General features: G+C 43.6%; 11 protein-coding genes. 9 read left to right on the top strand and 2 right to left on the bottom strand.

Going from position 1 to position 16,720, the window contains the following annotated elements; translation table 11 throughout:
* Positions 1-51: 51 nt before the first annotated feature.
* Both glgA and cls read left to right on the top strand, forming a co-directional pair.
* Positions 52-1,482 carry a glycogen synthase GlgA gene (glgA, locus tag AC58PQ_RS01255; protein WP_497240185.1) on the top strand — a complete coding sequence of 477 codons (1,431 nt, stop codon included), beginning with the start codon at positions 52-54 and terminating at the stop codon, positions 1,480-1,482.
* A gap of 117 nt (positions 1,483-1,599) precedes the next feature.
* On the top strand, positions 1,600-3,054 hold the full coding sequence (cls, locus tag AC58PQ_RS01250) for a cardiolipin synthase (protein WP_497240184.1): 1,455 nt from the start codon (positions 1,600-1,602) through the stop codon (positions 3,052-3,054).
* Between the two features lie 76 nt (positions 3,055-3,130).
* Here cls and AC58PQ_RS01245 read toward each other — a convergent pair whose 3' ends face one another.
* Entirely contained in the window at positions 3,131-4,531 is a 1,401-nt protein-coding gene (locus AC58PQ_RS01245) for a DUF4832 domain-containing protein (protein WP_497240183.1), read from the bottom strand.
* A 241-nt stretch (positions 4,532-4,772) separates the two neighbouring features.
* Between AC58PQ_RS01245 and AC58PQ_RS01240 the strand changes: the two genes are divergently transcribed.
* Genes AC58PQ_RS01240 through AC58PQ_RS01210 form a run of 7 tightly spaced genes read left to right on the top strand, consistent with a single transcriptional unit; the run spans position 4,773 to position 15,636 of the window.
* Positions 4,773-6,965, top strand: coding sequence for an NAD-dependent epimerase/dehydratase family protein (locus AC58PQ_RS01240; protein ID WP_497240182.1), 2,193 nt, complete (start codon positions 4,773-4,775; stop codon positions 6,963-6,965).
* Positions 6,958-7,887: a hypothetical protein gene (locus AC58PQ_RS01235; protein WP_497240181.1), complete on the top strand. Its 930-nt coding sequence runs from the start codon at positions 6,958-6,960 to the stop codon at positions 7,885-7,887. The genes AC58PQ_RS01240 and AC58PQ_RS01235 overlap by 8 nt, the downstream gene beginning before the upstream one ends.
* A complete protein-coding gene (locus AC58PQ_RS01230; RefSeq protein ID WP_497240180.1) occupies positions 7,862-9,682 on the top strand; it encodes a DUF2194 domain-containing protein in 1,821 nt (606 codons plus the stop codon). The genes AC58PQ_RS01235 and AC58PQ_RS01230 overlap by 26 nt, the downstream gene beginning before the upstream one ends.
* A gap of 5 nt (positions 9,683-9,687) precedes the next feature.
* Positions 9,688-11,121, top strand: coding sequence for a GT4 family glycosyltransferase PelF (gene pelF, locus AC58PQ_RS01225; RefSeq protein WP_497240179.1), 1,434 nt, complete (start codon positions 9,688-9,690; stop codon positions 11,119-11,121).
* On the top strand, positions 11,109-14,225 hold the full coding sequence (gene pelG, locus AC58PQ_RS01220; RefSeq protein ID WP_497240178.1) for an exopolysaccharide Pel transporter PelG: 3,117 nt from the start codon (positions 11,109-11,111) through the stop codon (positions 14,223-14,225). The genes pelF and pelG overlap by 13 nt, the downstream gene beginning before the upstream one ends.
* A gap of 2 nt (positions 14,226-14,227) precedes the next feature.
* Positions 14,228-14,935: a polyphosphate polymerase domain-containing protein gene (locus AC58PQ_RS01215; RefSeq protein ID WP_497240177.1), complete on the top strand. Its 708-nt coding sequence runs from the start codon at positions 14,228-14,230 to the stop codon at positions 14,933-14,935.
* 20 nt (positions 14,936-14,955) lie between these two features.
* Positions 14,956-15,636, top strand: a complete 681-nt coding sequence (locus AC58PQ_RS01210; RefSeq protein WP_497240176.1) for a DUF4956 domain-containing protein — start codon at positions 14,956-14,958, stop codon at positions 15,634-15,636.
* Between the two features lie 27 nt (positions 15,637-15,663).
* Here the strand turns inward: AC58PQ_RS01210 and AC58PQ_RS01205 are convergent, their stop codons facing one another.
* On the bottom strand, positions 15,664-16,650 hold the full coding sequence (locus tag AC58PQ_RS01205) for a copper amine oxidase N-terminal domain-containing protein (protein WP_497240175.1): 987 nt from the start codon (positions 16,648-16,650) through the stop codon (positions 15,664-15,666).
* Between the last annotated feature and the right edge of the window lie 70 nt (positions 16,651-16,720).

Here is a 16,720-nt window from a genome sequence, read left to right as displayed (position 1 = left end):
GCTTATTTAGAAGATTAGATCTGGTTTCACCAAAGTTGGAGGAGTGGCAAGATGAAAATACTGTTCGCGGCTTCGGAGGCCGTGCCTTTTATAAAGACAGGTGGTTTAGCGGATGTGATCGGCTCCTTACCCAAGGAGCTGACGCGTCAAGGCCTGGATGTGAGGGTCATTTTACCAAAATACGGTGACATTCCTGCTAAGTTTAGGGACGAGATGTCGCAAGTTACGGCATTCGATGTGCAGCTAGGCTGGCGCAAGCAATATATCGGGATTGATATGCTGGTATATGAAGGGGTTACCTTTTATTTCGTCGATAATGAGTTTTACTACAAGCGGCCTGGAATCTATGGATACGGGGATGAAGCGGAGCGATTCGGCTTCTTCTGTCGAGGCGTCATTGAGGCGCTTCCTTACTTAGATTTCCAACCGGATGTGATTCATTGTCACGATTGGCAAGCAGGTATGATTCCTGTTTTGCTGAAGGCACATTATCAGCATTTGCCTTTCTTTAGCGAGATCAAGACGATGACGACGGTTCATAACTTGAAATACCAAGGTGTGTTTGGCCAACAGGTGTTCAAGGATTTGTTCGGGTTGTCGGACGATCACTTCTCCGGAACCGCGTTAGAGCTTCACGGCGGCGCAAGCTTCCTGAAGGGCGGACTTTTGTATTCGGATCAACTCACAACGGTAAGTCAGACGTATGCTGAAGAAATTCAAACGTCGTTTTACGGTGAGTTTTTGGACAGTCTGCTGCGTCACCGCAAAGACCAATTAACGGGCATCGTGAACGGAATTGATTACGATGTATTCGACCCTATGACGGACAAGAATCTGGTTGTGAATTATCGAGATTCCTTACATAAGAAGGGGCAGAATAAGTTGGCACTTCAGGAGCGTCTAGGACTTCCTGTGAATGGCGACATTCCGATGATCGTGTTAGTGACTCGCCTTGTACAGCAGAAGGGCTTAGATCTGATTCAGCACGTGCTGCGTGAGATTCTAGCGCTGGACATACAGCTTGTTGTCCTTGGAACAGGCGAACCTGTCTATGAGCAAATGTTTCGGAACGCCGCATTAACACATCCCACGAAAGTGTCAGCGCATATATACTTTGATGAGGCATTAGCTCATCAGTTCTATGCCGCTTCGGATTTCTTCTTAATGCCATCCCAATTCGAACCATGCGGCATCGGGCAATTGATTGCACTTCGCTATCGATCCGTGCCGATCGTGCGGGAAACGGGCGGTCTGAAGGATACGGTGCAGCCGTATAATGAGTTTACAGGGGAAGGCACAGGCTTCTCCTTCACGCATTATAACGCGCATGAAATGCTGCATATCATCCGGCGTGCGGTTTTCTTTTATAAGAATGATCGTGACAGTTGGATGAAGATTCAGCAGAATATGAAAAAAGGCGACTTTAGTTGGCGGAAATCTGCTCAGCAATATATCGCACTTTACACTGAAATGACCTCATAAGGGTATGGAAGTTGGCCTCCTCATTCGAATGAAAGAGGGGGTCTTTTTCGTAATTTAGAAAATTCAGGTATAATAGGATCAGCAGATTTTTAAAGTTTGGAGTGGTGGGCTGTGGGCGTGGATTGGCTATCGCATGTACTGACCGTGGTATTCGTCGTCAATATTTTATTGGCGCTCACCGTGGTGTTCTTAGAGCGTCGTAATGTGGCTGCAACATGGTCTTGGTTAATGGTGCTGTTGTTCATTCCTATTCTCGGCTTCCTACTCTACGTGATGTTAGGTCAAAACCTGAGTCGCAGAAAACTGTATAAATGGAATAAGCGAATGCTAGAACGTATGCAAACTGTGATTGGCGAGCAGCGGCAGCAGCTCATGGAGGGGACCTATCCCTATAACGCTCCGATGGTTGCCGAGTATCATAATTTGATTTTCTTGAATGTAGCCACGAATGATTCGTTTCTGTCGCAGGATAATGACGTACATATTTTCACAGACGGGGTCGAGAAGTTTAATGATTTGATTAGCCGACTTGAGGCAGCAGAGTACCATATCCATATGCAATATTATATTGTGAAGAATGATTCGCTGGGTCAGCGCATCATGGAAGTGCTCACACGAAAAGCGAAGCAAGGAGTGAATGTTCGTTTTCTGTATGATGATATCGGTTCGCGTAAATTGAAGGACTCGTTTTTCAAGGAATTTCAACAGGCAGGCGGACAAAAAGCAGCCTTCTTTCCATCACGTATTCCTTTTCTTAATTATCGGGTTAATTATCGAAATCATCGAAAGCTTGTGATTATTGACGGTCAAATCGGCTATATAGGCGGATTTAATATTGGTAATGAATACCTTGGCTTGAACCCAAAGTTTGGCTACTGGCGGGATACGCATCTTCGATTGACAGGCAGTGTCGTTCGTGCGTTGCAATCCCGATTTGTTCTTGATTGGAACCTAGCATCGCCAGATGCGTTGGAAGTGGATGCTCGTTATTTTCCAACGATGAAGGAGGATGATAGGCAAGGAAAGGTTCCGATGCAAATTGTTGCAAGTGGTCCGAATGAGACATGGCCGCATTTTGTGCATACATTTCTCAAGCTGATACATATGGCTAAGAGCCGTATTTTGCTGCAAACACCTTATTTTATTCCTGAAGAAAGTATGCTGAATGCCTTGCGAATTGCTGCGCTTTCCGGGATTGATGTGCGGATTATGATACCGGAGAAAGCTGATCATCTATTCGTGCATTGGGCATCTTTGTATTATGTGGGTGAACTGCTCCGAGCAGGTGTGAAATGTTATCTATATGATTATGGCTTTCTGCATGCGAAAACGATTATCGTAGATGGCAAAGTGGCCTCTGTGGGGACCGCGAATTTCGATATTCGCAGTCTGAGGCTTAATTTCGAAACGAATGCGCTGATATTTCATGAGCAGACGGCAACGAAACTGGAGAACACCTTCTGGACGGATATGGAGGGGTGTATGGAGTTGACGCTGGAGGAATATGAGAAGCGCTCGCTACGGATCCGGTTTCTAGAGTCAATTTCGAAATTGATTTCACCGATTTTATAGGTACAGGTTAAGAAGCCCATGCAATCGCATGGGCCTATTTCCGATGAGAATAGTAGGAAGCGTTCTACTTAGAGAGTTAATCCACGACTTGGACAGTTCCAAGTGAATAACGACCGTCACTTCTCCTGCCGTCGTTCGCGAAGTCTACTTCCGGCTTGCCGGTTTGTGGGTTGAGTATCGCAGCATTGACGTTGTAAGCTCCAGGCGAGAGGTTCGCCGGAATAGGCAATGTGTCAGATACCTCATTGTTTCCTGGAAGCCATTCGCGAATATCCAAATTTGTTCGCACACGGGTGACGATGTCGCCCTGTTCATTTGTCAGTGAAAGTTCCAAGGGCCAAGCAAAATAAAACGGTGCTACCCCCCTGTTGATCATACTGAGTTTGACATGAAGTGAATTTCCGGTGCGAATGATCTTCTCGTGAGATTCCTTGGTGATTACAAATCGATAGCCAATGGTTTTCAGAAATCGGTCAATATTCGGTTGAAGTCGACCGCCGTAAGGTTCTTGAGACGGGGCGCTAGGACCAAGCCAGCTGACATGTGTCAGCTTCGTTTGCAGTAGGGTTTCTTCAATATGAGCGTCATTCAAATAGTTGCCACTAGGTCGAAATTCCCCGCCGCTGGGCGCTGATTTCCAGAAATCAGGCATGGCAGGCTGATCGTTTTGAGTTAGCCAAGATTTATAGCCATTGGTGTACCATTTCAGGAATCCGTCAATTGTTGATTCGTGTGAGCCGAAGGCGTCATTAAATAATCCGAGATGATGGGTCAATGCGATTTCATGCGGTCTTCTCATCAACAGTTGTTTTTGGTCAAAATATAGCAAGTAATGCTTAACATAGTTATCGGTGATATCTTCTTTAGGAAACTCAATTCGCTGGTCACCTTCATCCATCGTATGCCACTCGCCCCAATGTCCCACACTTCCCAGTTCAATAAAAGCGATTTGTGAATCATTGTTATATCGTTTTCCTAAGGCTTGGATTAGTCGTTCATGATGTTCGATTAGTTTCGGATTGCTATAATCCGGACTGAAGCCCATTCCGTATTCAAGATCGTACCATTTCCCTTTTTTGCTGATTTCTGCATATAACCAGTTGGGAATATCGAGATGCTCTTCCTCCGTTGGATAATCGAGAACGACTCGTAAAATGAGAGATACGCCTTTCTCTTTCCATAATGCAAACTGAAATTTTTTCTCAACGGCATCGAACGCATACTTCCCCTTTTCCGGTTCAAGATCAGCCCATGTTAAATTGGCATAAGCAAGCCGGGAATTCTGCTTGGCATCTTTATTTCTGGCATCTATAACAAAACCCATATACGGGTTGTTCAGAACTTGATCCGTTTCTGCGGGGTAGTAGGAAACCCGATGTATGACTTCCGTTGCATTAAGCTTCCTATAACCCAAGAAGCTTAGTAGTCCAGTAACTAGAATTAAAGTAATGATGATACGAATTCTAGGAGAATTCATACTAATTACCTCCTGTAGGATTCATTTTTGAAATCGTACCAGACAAGGAATCTTATTACAATACAGATAATGTAAGCTTAGGAATATTTATAGTTCAAAAGAACTATAAATTGCTAAAATTTTGTATTTTTTCACTATGAAACAGCGGAAAAATATGCTATAAGTACTATATTAGTTATTTATTTTATACGGAATTGTATGAAATAGAAAGCTTAACTATTCTGTCCTGGAGGAACTCGGTATGAAAGTGTTAATTACAGGAGGATATGGATTTATTGGGTCTTTTGTCGCGGAAAGATTCTTTAAAGAAGGTTATGACGTTTTCATCATAGATAATTTGTCTACCGGCAATAAACAAAATGTAGACTTTACTCATAAGGGGTATGTGTTATCCGTAGAGGATCGGAAATGTGAAGAGATCTTTCGCAGCAACCGGTTCGATACTGTCGTTCATCTCGCGGCTCAAGTGAATGTGAAGACATCGGTTGAAGACCCGACACTTGATTCGAGGTCCAATGTTCTCGGACTGTCCAATATGCTAACCTTGGCTCAGAAATACAATGTACATAAATTTATTTTTGCATCTTCTGCTGCAGTATATGGAAACAATGATGCAATCCCTCTATCTGAATCCGCGTTTTGTGATCCGATTTCTCCCTACGGGATTAATAAATGGATCGGTGAAACCTATTGCAACAAGTGGAAGGAATTGTACGGACTGGATACACTTTGTTTCCGTTTTTCTAACGTATACGGTCCACGTCAGGGCAGTGTCGGTGAAGGTGGCGTAATTTCCATATTTATGGAAAGAGTGATGAACGGAAAGGAACTCGTCGTTTATGGAGATGGCGGGCAAAGCAGAGACTTCATCTACGTAGAAGATGTAGCAGACGCGATTTATCGTTCGTCATATTCCACACTGAGTGGCGTCTATAATTTGTCCACAAATACGGAAAATTCAGTGAACGAGTTTGTTAGCATTTTGCGAGGCATGCATGGATCGGTGTCCCTTGTACATGCAGAACAGCGTCAAAGTGATATCTACCGTTCCAGTTTGGATAACAGACGTATCTCGAACGATTTGGACTGGGTACACAAAAATACGTTTCAGCAGGGGCTTGCTAAGACGTACGATTGGTTCAATCAGAAACAATTATCCCGAGAGCAGACTAGGGTTAAAGAATCGAAACGACGTAAACCATCAAGACTAATTCCAATCATACGTACAATGCTGCCGTTTGCCGAGAATACACTAGCCTTTGGAGTTACAGCATGGATCAGCCTGCAGTTCAGCGACAATATATCAGGCTTGATCGATATCAAAATCATTTATATTATTTTACTCGGTATTCTCTATGGCAATAGGCAGTCCATGCTTGCTGTCATGATGTCAAGCGCGCTCTATATTTACAATCAACTCAGCAACAGTCGAGAATTACTTTCCCTTTTTTACGATCCGGATTTCTTCTTTCATATCGCGGTCTATTTATTTATTGGGTTAGTCGTCGGATATGCCGTAGAGCGTAAGAACACTACACTTGAATCGAAGAGACAAGAACTTGAAACGCTGTCAGAGAAACACGAGTTTTTAACGGAAGTATTTAAGGAGACTCGCCAGGTCAAAGAGGAGCTTCAACAGCAAATTATGAATAACGGTGATAGTTTCGGCAAAATTTATTCCGTTATTAAGGAACTGGAAAGTTTGGAGCCAGAGAAAATCTTTACTTCGACGGTTAGTGTCGTGGAATCCGTTATGAAATCGCAGGCGGTTACGATCTATACGGTAAATAAATATGGTAGTTACCTTCGTTTATTGGCAAAGTCCAACAGTACGCATTTCGAAGCGGTAAAATCGATGAAGGTGGAGGATTTTCCCTATATCCAAACCCTTCTGAATGATAAGAAGCTTTTTATTAACAAAGGTTTGCAGGGAGGCATTCCGCTCCTTGCTGCGCCAATCTTTAACCAAGGTAAAGTCGTTGCTGTCATTTCTGTTTATACGATGAAGTTCGAGAATTTCACACTATATCATCAAAATCTTTTCAAGATTATGGTGGATTTAATTTCTTCATCCCTTTCAAGAGCACTTTCCTATGTGGAAGCGACGGCAATTCATAGGTATATGGATGGTACGTCTGTTTTGAAGCCGGAGATTTTTGCCGATATATTAGCAAGCAAACAAATGGCTAATGATAAGCATGGCGTCGAGTACATGCTGCTAACCCCAATTGAAACCTTTGAATTTTCCGATGAAATGCCTCAAAAGGTTGCGAAATTTTTGCGGGAAACGGATTATCTAGGAATGAGCATGGACGGCAAGCTTGTCGTGCTTCTCTCTAACTCCAGTCAGGAGGAAGCATCCTTCGTCTTAAACCGTTTTGAGCAAAATGGCATTTTTATGCGCATGGTAGAAGAGGAGTTTAGCTATGCTTGAGTGGGTACTGCTTATTTACATAGCATTGTGCATGGTGTGTATCAGCTTCCGACATCGGCATGACAAGAAGGAAGCCTGGGTTCGTATCGTACTAGCTGTTGGATTTCCTGTCGTCGGATTTCTGCTGCCTTCCTTTCGCTCCAAGCGATGGCATGAACGGAACGATGCCCGTTATGAGCGAGCAAGGAACGAATTGTTTGACGATATTCTTGTAGAAAACGCCACGCTTCCGAATATTGTGACAAACTTGGAAACGGAAAAGGAAATGGATGTAGTCCCGTTGGAGGAAGCACTGCTTGTCAATGATTTATCCACGAGACGCCGGGTTATGATTGATTTGCTGAAGCAGGACTCGTTGGACTATTTGGAAGTACTTCAAATGGCCGTCAGCAACGAGGATACGGAAACGTCGCATTATGCAGTCAGCGCGATTATGGAATTGAAGCGGAAAATCGTGATAAATATGCAAGAGCTGGCTGTTAAGTTCGAGGAGAATAAGAGGGACGCTCATGTTCTGCTTGCTTACTCTGAAATATTAAAGTCCTATATGCGCAGTGGTTTTCTAGATGAACGGACCCGAATAAAGTATAGCTACACCTACACGAACGTGTTGAAATTGTTAATTGAACAAGTCCCAGAAGCAGGAGAAGCCTATGTCGATAAGATTCGAACGGATCTTGATTTGGGGGAGTATACAGAAGCGGAAGAAACCGGATTACAGTATCTAAAGCAATATCCACTGCGAGAGGATGCTTATCTCAGTCTCATAAATGTATATTATACGATGCGATCGATCGAAAAATTAAAGTTGACGCTGTTGCAACTAAGACAATCTCCCATTCGATTATCGAATCAGGCATTAACTGTAGTGAGGTTTTGGTCAGAGGAGAACATGGATGAAAAAAGTCGGACTCAAACGTAACGTCTACATTATTTTAATCGGTATTTTGTTGCTGGCTATCGCCGTCCAAGTCACGAATTCGCAATTCATATTACAATTTAACCGCAATGGTACAGAGAATCGGCTCTTGAAAGGGTTGAAGCAGGCAAACGCTCAGGAACAGACGTCTGGCAAACCCTACTGTGTTATTTTTGACAGCACAGACGATTTCAGTATGAAGCAAAAGACACAAACGGAGTCTGTGTTGGGGTATCTAAAAAAGCCTGTGAAGACTTCTGATGTGCAAAGCGAAGTCTTTCAAACAAACGGGTGCCAAGTTGTCGTGTCTACGTTGTCCAACATGGCATTGATCGGCAATCTTGATGAACTCGCCGAGTATGTGAAACAAGGCGGATATGTATTTCAGGAGACGACCCCTGAGAAGGGGGATGCCTTTTATCGGATTTATCGTAAGATGGGGATTGTGAACGCAAGCGAGAACTTGAATTCGATCGGTGTTCATCTAACCTCTAATGTATTGATTGGTGAGGAAAATTTAATCATTAACGATCCGTTCATCGTCAATTCGATGATGTCGGTTGAATTAGATAAGAAGAGCAGGATACTAGCGAAATCGGTGGAGGGAGTTCCTCTGCTATGGGATTATCCATACGGCCAAGGCAAGTTTATGGTGTTTAATGGGACGATGCTACAGGAAAAATTAAACCGCGGACTCATTGCAGGAGCACTTAGCATGCTGGAGCCTGTGTTTGTATACCCGATCTTCAACTCTAAGATCGTATATATCGATGATTTTCCCGCGCCAATATCGACAGAAATATTTCCAGTGATTTATAATGAATACCGCAAAACGACGCCCGCATTCTATAAAGATATTTGGTGGCCGGACATGCTGTCGCTTGCGAAGAAAAATAATGTTAAATATTCGGCAGTTCTCATTGAATCCTATCAAGGAAAAGTCCAACCTCCTTTCCAATCCCCGACGGATACTGATATTAAAGGGCTTATCTCGTATGGACGAGAGGTTCTGAAGAGCGGTGGTGAAATTGGACTGCATGGGTACAATCATCAAGCATTAACGACGAGTAAAGAAGTCGCTGAATCGTTCGATTATACGCCTTGGACCAGTAGCGATGATATGGCGGAGGCTACCAAGGAAGCTGTGGAATTCGCGCACAAAGCTTTTCCAAGTTATTCGATGGTTTCCTATGTCCCTCCTTCGAATGTGCTTAGTCCTGAAGGAAGAGAAGCCCTCAAGAAGAACTGGCCAACCCTAGCGGTCATTGCTTCTTTATATCCAGAAGACGGAAGCAATCTTGCTTATGTGCAAGAGTATAGCATTGCAGAAGACGGTATATTGGAAATGCCCCGTGTGACATCTGGTTATTCCGAAAAGGACTTTCAAAGGTGGTTAACAGCAAATGCCATAACCATGCACGGAATCTTCTCTCATTTCATCCATCCGGATGATGTCGTTTCAAAGGAACGCGGCGAAAGCTTAACTTGGGACAAAATGTATAAAAACTTTTCCGAGATGCTCAATCGCATCCATCAAACCTATCCATGGTTAAGGGCAATGACTTCAGCGGAGGCTGCCTTCGATATGGAAGAAGAACTTGCGAGTCAAGTATCGTTGACTATGGAGGGGAACGTGCTGCATGGCAATATTACACCTGCCCGTGATCATGCGTTTTTTGTAGCAAGAATAAATACCAAAGTAGGTACGCTTCATGGCTGCAAGGTAGAAAAGATTGATACCAATACGTACTTGATAACAGCTACGACGAATGAATTTGAAATTGAATTAGGTGGATGAAGAATATGCGCATCTGTATCATCGCCGAAGGTTCCTATCCTTATGTAACTGGAGGAGTCTCAAGTTGGATTCATTCCTTGATTACGAATATACCGGAGCACGAATTTGTCATATTCACCATCGGCGCCTTCGAGAAGCAGCGAGGTCAATTTAAATATAAACTGCCGCCCAATGTTGTTGAGGTGAAAGAGATTTTTCTTGACGCCTATATGCGTGAATCGGGAGAGTGGGGGCATCGGTTCCGGTTGACAGCTAGTGAGCAAGTTTCGTTTCAATCCTTGCTTGGCGGAAAAGGTCATGTGGAATGGAGCGATCTCTTTAATTTGCTTCGAACGAAGCAGTTTCGTGTAGCTGCTGATTTTTTGATGAGTAAAGATTATTTTGATTTGTTGGTAGCGTTGTGCAAGGAGCGATATCCGCAGATTCCATTCACAGAAATGTTCTGGACGGTTCGCTCGATGGTGCTTCCGTTGTTTCTATCCATTCGGCATGATATTCCGAAAGCTGATCTATATCACAGTGTCTCCACGGGTTATGCGGGTGTGATTGGCTCTTTGGCTAAGCATCTTTACAATAAGCCATATGTGTTGACGGAGCATGGGATTTACTCGCGTGAGCGCGAAGAGGAAATTATTAAGGCTGGATGGGTAAAAGGTTATTTTAAAGACCTTTGGATCGAATACTTCTACCGTTTGTCTGAGTGCTCTTATGAAAGTGCGAATGAAGTGATCACCTTATTTAACCGGAACCGTGAGATTGAAATTGAACTGGGCTGCAGCCCGGATAAAATTAAAATCATACCCAATGGGGTCAATCTTGGAGACTACGAAGAAGTGGTTTCGGCGAATCGTCCGGACGATTCCATTGTGCGAATTGGCGCAATCGTACGTGTCGTACCGATCAAAGATATCAAGACCATGATTCAAAGCTTTGCACTTGTCAAACGGGAAGTACCGAAAGCTGAGCTGTATATTATGGGACCATCCGAAGAGGATGAGGAGTACCTGATCGAGTGTCAGCAGCTCGTAGATACCCTGCAAGTGGAAGGCGTCATTTTTACAGGGGAAGTGCGAATTAAAGAATATTTAGGCCGAATGGATATATTGGTGCTTTCTAGTGTAAGCGAAGGAATGCCGCTGGCGATTCTGGAAGGAATGGCTAGCGCCAAGCCATTTGTCGCTACGGATGTGGGAAGTTGTCGCGAGCTGCTTCATGGTATGGATGACGACATAGGCCCGGGTGGAATCATCGTTCCCGTGATGCATTATGACCAGATGGCCACAGCCCTCATCAAGCTTTGCAAGAATAAAAAGCTACGGGAAGATATGGGAAGAAACGGACTGGAGCGGGCTGGAAAGTACTATACAAGGAAGCAGTTTATTGAAGGTTATCAAAGTCTGTATGACTCGTATAGGGAGGTGAATGCATGGCGGGTATAGGATTCGAGCTGAGGAGACTGTTTGCTGGGCAGGGGCTGTTAAATAGCTTTAGAGCATATGCCTATTCATCTATGACGACGGTGGGGCCGATGATTTTGTGCATGGGCACTATTGTATTTATGCAGAGGTTCATGATCTCGGCGGACTCCCCTTACTTGGAACGCCAGCTTTTTCTTGCGACTGTCGTTTATTGTTTCATTTTCTCTGTACTAATTACCGGAGGGTTATCCATGATCGTGACCCGCTATATTTCGGATATGATCTATCTAAAAAAAATCGAGCATCTGCTTTCTTCATACTATGGGGCGATTGCAACGGCATTACCGATAGGATCGCTCGTTGCTTGGCTATTTTTACGGAAAGTGTCAGCTGGAGTCGGCTACAAAGCTGCTGCCTATCTGTTCTTCTCAGAATTAATAATTATCTGGCTGCAGTCGGTTCACTTATCTGCGCTTAAGGATTACAAAAGAATCGTTCGAAACTTTTGTTACGGTGTTGTCATTGCCATAGCTGGCTCTTGGCTGCTTCTGAAGTATACACCTTATAAGAGTGCCGCAGCTGTTCTTACAATGATGGATGTCGGCTTTATGATAATTGTGCTTCTGACCGCCTATCATTTCGAACAAAAGTTTCCACGGAAAAACAGTCGAGTTTATTTTGACTTTTTCGCATATTTCCGTAAATATCCGTCCTTGTTCTTCATCGGTACATTTTTTTATTCCGGTGTGTATGTACACAGCTTCGTCTATTGGTTCGGACCTTATAATGAACATATCGGAGGGCGATATGTGATTTCACCCTTCTACGATTTACCGGTCTTTTACGCGTATTTAACAGTTGTACCGACACTTGTCACTTTTGTTGTATCTGTGGAGACGTCCTTTTATGACAAATTCCGTGGGTACTATGATAAAATTTTGAACGGAGGAACACTGCTAGAGATTACGCGTGCCAAATGGGAGATGCAGCGAACTTTGATGCAGGAGGTCAGCTTTATGATGGAGGTGCAGCTGTTGTTTACCGTCGTTTCCCTTGCATTAGGCATTAAGCTGCTGCCCATGCTCGGTTTTTCAAATGCACAACTCTATACGTTCAACATTCTCGTCCTGGGTTACTTTGTGTTCATCATGTCCTTTATTATTATGCTCATCATGCTGTATTTTGACGATCGAAGAGGTGTTCTTGCTGTTAGCAGTTTGTTTGTCGTATTGAATGCAGGATTTACATATTGGTCTATGAACGTAGAATATCATGGACTAGGCATATTCATGGCAGCCTTCGTCACGCTAATTTGCGCTTTAGCCCGCCTCATTACGTATATAAGAAATATTGATTACTACACATTTTGTGCACAACCGATTACGGTTCAGAAGAAGGTTCCTTTCAGGCGCTGTTTCAGGGGCAAATCCACAGCTGTTACGATGCTTTTGGTTATCGCTGCGGTCTTCCTAGCCGCCTGTTCCAATGACGAGACGAAGGAATCAACTTCGGCAGCACAGGCAACACCGCCCGTCACGGGTCCGATGGCTTCCAATAATAAGCTAGTGGAAGATAAGCGAATATACGAGCAAGACAATGATACTTCCGTTGATACGATGTACTTAACGATACTCCCGGATAAAAGCGGTAAAGAAAATTCTCTCACCTGGTATGCGATGAACCGAATTAGGAGTCGAATGGATGAGGGAAATCTGAAAGTCATCATCCAGGAAGGTGCACCTGACGGCAGTGGTCCGAAGTCCGGTATGTTTGGCTATGGGACAGCGGAAAGCAACGGGAATATCAGCTTGCGAGGCAATACGAGTCGTTATGCTTCCCAACGTTCCTATAAAATCCGTTTGAATGATCAAGCCGGACTCTGGCATGATCAGCGTACGCTAGATTTGAACAAACACATCTTCGATTCCACAAGAATCCGAAATAAACTAAGTTTTGATATCTTTGAAAAGATTCCTAATATAACGAGTCTACGAACTCAATTTATTCACTTATACGTGAAAGATGTTACAGAGGGAAATGGGGCAGGAAAAGCTTTTGAAGATTACGGACTGTATACTCAGATCGAGCAGCCGAATGAAAGGTTTTTGAAAAATCACTGGTTGGATCCGAACGGACAGTTGTACAAGGCAGTCAATTTCGAATTTCTCCGGTATCCGAATGAGCTTAAATCGCAATCCGATTCTACTTACAATAAAGCTGCGTTTGAAACTCATTTAGAAATTAAAGGGTATGAGGATCATGACAAACTCTTGAAGATGCTGGAAGACGTGAACAACATAGCTATACCGATAGACGAGGTAGTTGACAAGCATTTCGATCTCGACAATTACTTGACGTTTATCGCTTCAAACATTCTGATGGACAATCTAGACACGCAGTCTCAGAACTTTTTTCTATACTCGCCGTTAAATTCGGACAAATGGTATTTCCTCCCGTGGGACTATGATGGTGCATGGGAGTGGGGGCATCAAACTACTGAGAATAAGGTTGACCCCTACATGAACGGAATCAGCACGTTTTGGGGGAGTGTGCTTCCCAATCGTTTCTTCAGAAGCGAAAAAAACGTCCAATTGCTGAAAGATAAGATCGACGAGCTTTATACGACAATCAATAATGATACGGTTGCCAGGCAGTTGCAAGTTTATCGCGGTGTTGTTGAGCCTTTCCTAAAAAAAGCGCCGGATATTAACTTTTTGCCAATTCAAATAAACAAATTGGATGAAGAGATCAAGAGGATTGAGGGAGTGCCGCTTCGTGCGCTTAACCGCTTTAATGAAGATATGGAGAAGCCAAAACCTTTTTATTTGAACGAATTAATACATGAGAACGGAAAATACCGGTTTGAATGGGAACCATCGTTTGATTTGCAAAAGGATGATCTGACTTATGAATGGACTTTGGCTAAAGATCCTGCATTTACGGAAGTTGTTGAGCAAAGGAAAAATTTGGAGGGTACAAGCGTAGAATTAAAAAGCCTAAAGTCTGGGGAATATTTCTGGAAAGTTATCGTTCAAGATGGGAAGGGACATCAACAAATTGCTTTTGATTTATATGAGACGGATGATAAGCCATACTACGGAGTACGAGCTATAAAGGTGGAGTAAACTTGGAATTTCTCGGAAAAAAACTGCGCCATGAGCTGAAATATTATATTCATCCTTATGAATATGCTACGCTGCGACAGCGACTTGCTGTAATGCTCCAACTGGACGGCAATTCGGATGACAAGGAAGGGTACGGCATTCGCAGCTTATATTTCGATGGTCCGCAGAATCATTCGCTATATGATAAAGTGAACGGCATCTTCGGTCGTCAAAAATTTCGGATTCGTATTTATAATGGCAGCGACCGGACGATTAAGTTGGAGAGAAAGAGCAAATTCGGCGATTATGTATGCAAAGAAGCCGTCCAGCTAAGTAGAGAAGAATATGATCGGATACTAATGGGAGAAACATCCTTTCTACTAGCCTATGACCATCAACTTATTAAGGATTTCTACAGAGCGCTTCAAGGCGGATATCAACCGGCAGCGATTGTTGATTATGTTCGTGAAGCCTATGTGTATGAGCTGGGAGACGTCCGTATTACATTTGATAAAATGCTTTCAGCGGGCGTCAATTCCGATAATTTGTTCGATCCGCATTTGGTCCTGACAGAAGCTCTTGATTCGACTAGGACCGTTATGGAGATTAAGTACAACAATTTTCTTCCGGAAGCGATCCGACTCATTGTCAGACCGGATGCGCATAACCGTTCCAGTATTTCCAAGTATGTCATCTGCCGTGAACTAGGTTATCGGCATTTTAGACCGTAACAAATCAATGGGGGGGCAACATGGGGGACTCGCTTAATTTTCAGGATGTCGTCAAAAAGAGCATCATTCATTTGGAGGCATTCCGCAATATTTCGTACATTGATATTTTGTTAGGGCTTGCCGTTTCATTCGGAATTGGAATGTTCATTTATTATATTTATCGTAAAACATTTCGTGGCGTCGTCTACAGTTACAACTACAATGTTACTTTTGTCCTGATGAGTATGATTACAACACTTATTATTATGACGATCAGCACAAACATTGTCTTATCGCTTGGCATGGTTGGAGCGCTTAGTATTGTGCGGTTTCGAACCGCGGTTAAAGATCCGTTGGATATCGTCTACATGTTCTGGGCGATTTCAGTAGGTATTGCAACTGGGGCGAAGCTCTACCCAGTTTCACTGCTCGGCTCTTTAGCTGTTGGGGGAGCACTTCTCTTCCTTTCCAGACGTAAAATAAGAGAACAGCCCTACCTCTTGATTATTCGTCATACGGACGATTCCATAGGTGAGCTGCGCATTAGGTTAAGACAAATGAACTATCAAGTGAAATCGAAAACGGTCCGCAAAAACTTTACGGAGTTGACGCTGGAGATGCGTCTTAGAGATGATAACACGGCTTTTGTGAATGAACTGTCCAGAATTGAAGGCGTGCAGGATGTGTCTCTTATTAATTATACTGGAGACTATGCCCAATAAAAGTAGAAGATCGCTGCCATAAGTACGTTACTTGCTGATGATCTGAATGGTTCGAGTCGCATTCTCCCAGATGACGGTAGCGCCAAGTGCTTCTCCAACGAAGCGAAGAGGTACGTACATACTTTCTTGAAAAAGAATAGGAGGTGCGTCAAGCTTAACCTTCTTACCGTTAATATGAGCAATTTCGCTATCCAGGGTCAGCTGAATCTTCCGGCTTCCTTTGGTCGCTGTTACCGTTTGAGTTTCCTCATTCCAGTCGACTTTCGTTTGCAAGGCTTCAAAGATGGAACGAAGCGGAACGAAGGTGCGGTCATTCATAATTACAGGATGTTGTGTGAAAAAGCGCTCTTTGCCATCAATGATGAGGCGAGGGGCGTTTGTTTTTGCTCGAATGGCCAAGATGCCAAGCTGTGGAGAAGTGCAGAAAGCGTCGCCAGAAGGTGCGGCTTTGCATACAAACTGGTTGTCCTGAGCTTTCAGAATAAGCCTGTAGCGCTCTTTCCCGTTAAGGTCAAGGGAATACCAGCTTCCACTGTTATCCTGAAAATAGATATGCTCAACAGCATCATATTGAAGTGAATTTGGACGAATTTGATTGGATTCAGGAAGTGAGTAGGTCCAACCTGTATGTTGATCATCGAGCAGGCTCAGGCTGCGTGCGGTTACTTTGAAATTTGGCTTCATAGGCGTATTTGCGGGTTCGGGGAGCTTGGCACTTTGCAGAACGGGCAACCGTTCACCACTAGGAAGGACAGATTTCCACTGATTGTTGGATTGATAATAGGCGGTACTGTCACTTGCAATAGAGAGGTTTTGAGGGGAAGCGTCTTGCAATCTCCAAGCGACCTCGAATTGGTCAGCGCCCTGAAGGATAGCGCGAATAGGCTCTGTGTTGGAAGTAAGCTGCGCATGGAATTGCAGCACTTCTATATGTTGATCATCGGTTTCTGAGGGGGAATCAGCCCCTAACAGGAAGATGCTAGATACTATTGTAAAAAAGAGAGGCCAACGCATGTTCATTTCCTTTCCGAAACGAAATTGAAATTGATACATAGTATACTGAATGCTATTTCTAATCAAAAAG

The organism is Paenibacillus sp. J22P143 (assembly GCF_059692035.1).
Note: the sequence above shows the minus strand (reverse complement) of the source record. Positions and strands in the feature narration are given on the sequence as shown.

Bases quoted from the DNA above. Each gene is read 5' to 3' on its own strand.
- AC58PQ_RS01230 (WP_497240180.1), top strand. From the start codon at position 7,862: ATGAAAAAAGTCGGACTCAAACGTAACGTCTACATTATTTTAATCGGT.
- pelF (WP_497240179.1), top strand. From the start codon at position 9,688: ATGCGCATCTGTATCATCGCCGAAGGTTCCTATCCTTATGTAACTGGA.
- AC58PQ_RS01210 (WP_497240176.1), top strand. From the start codon at position 14,956: ATGGGGGACTCGCTTAATTTTCAGGATGTCGTCAAAAAGAGCATCATT.
- AC58PQ_RS01205 (WP_497240175.1), bottom strand. From the start codon at position 16,650: ATGCGTTGGCCTCTCTTTTTTACAATAGTATCTAGCATCTTCCTGTTA.
- AC58PQ_RS01240 (WP_497240182.1), top strand. From the start codon at position 4,773: ATGAAAGTGTTAATTACAGGAGGATATGGATTTATTGGGTCTTTTGTC.
- AC58PQ_RS01245 (WP_497240183.1), bottom strand. From the start codon at position 4,531: ATGAATTCTCCTAGAATTCGTATCATCATTACTTTAATTCTAGTTACT.
- pelG (WP_497240178.1), top strand. From the start codon at position 11,109: ATGGCGGGTATAGGATTCGAGCTGAGGAGACTGTTTGCTGGGCAGGGG.
- AC58PQ_RS01235 (WP_497240181.1), top strand. From the start codon at position 6,958: ATGCTTGAGTGGGTACTGCTTATTTACATAGCATTGTGCATGGTGTGT.
- glgA (WP_497240185.1), top strand. From the start codon at position 52: ATGAAAATACTGTTCGCGGCTTCGGAGGCCGTGCCTTTTATAAAGACA.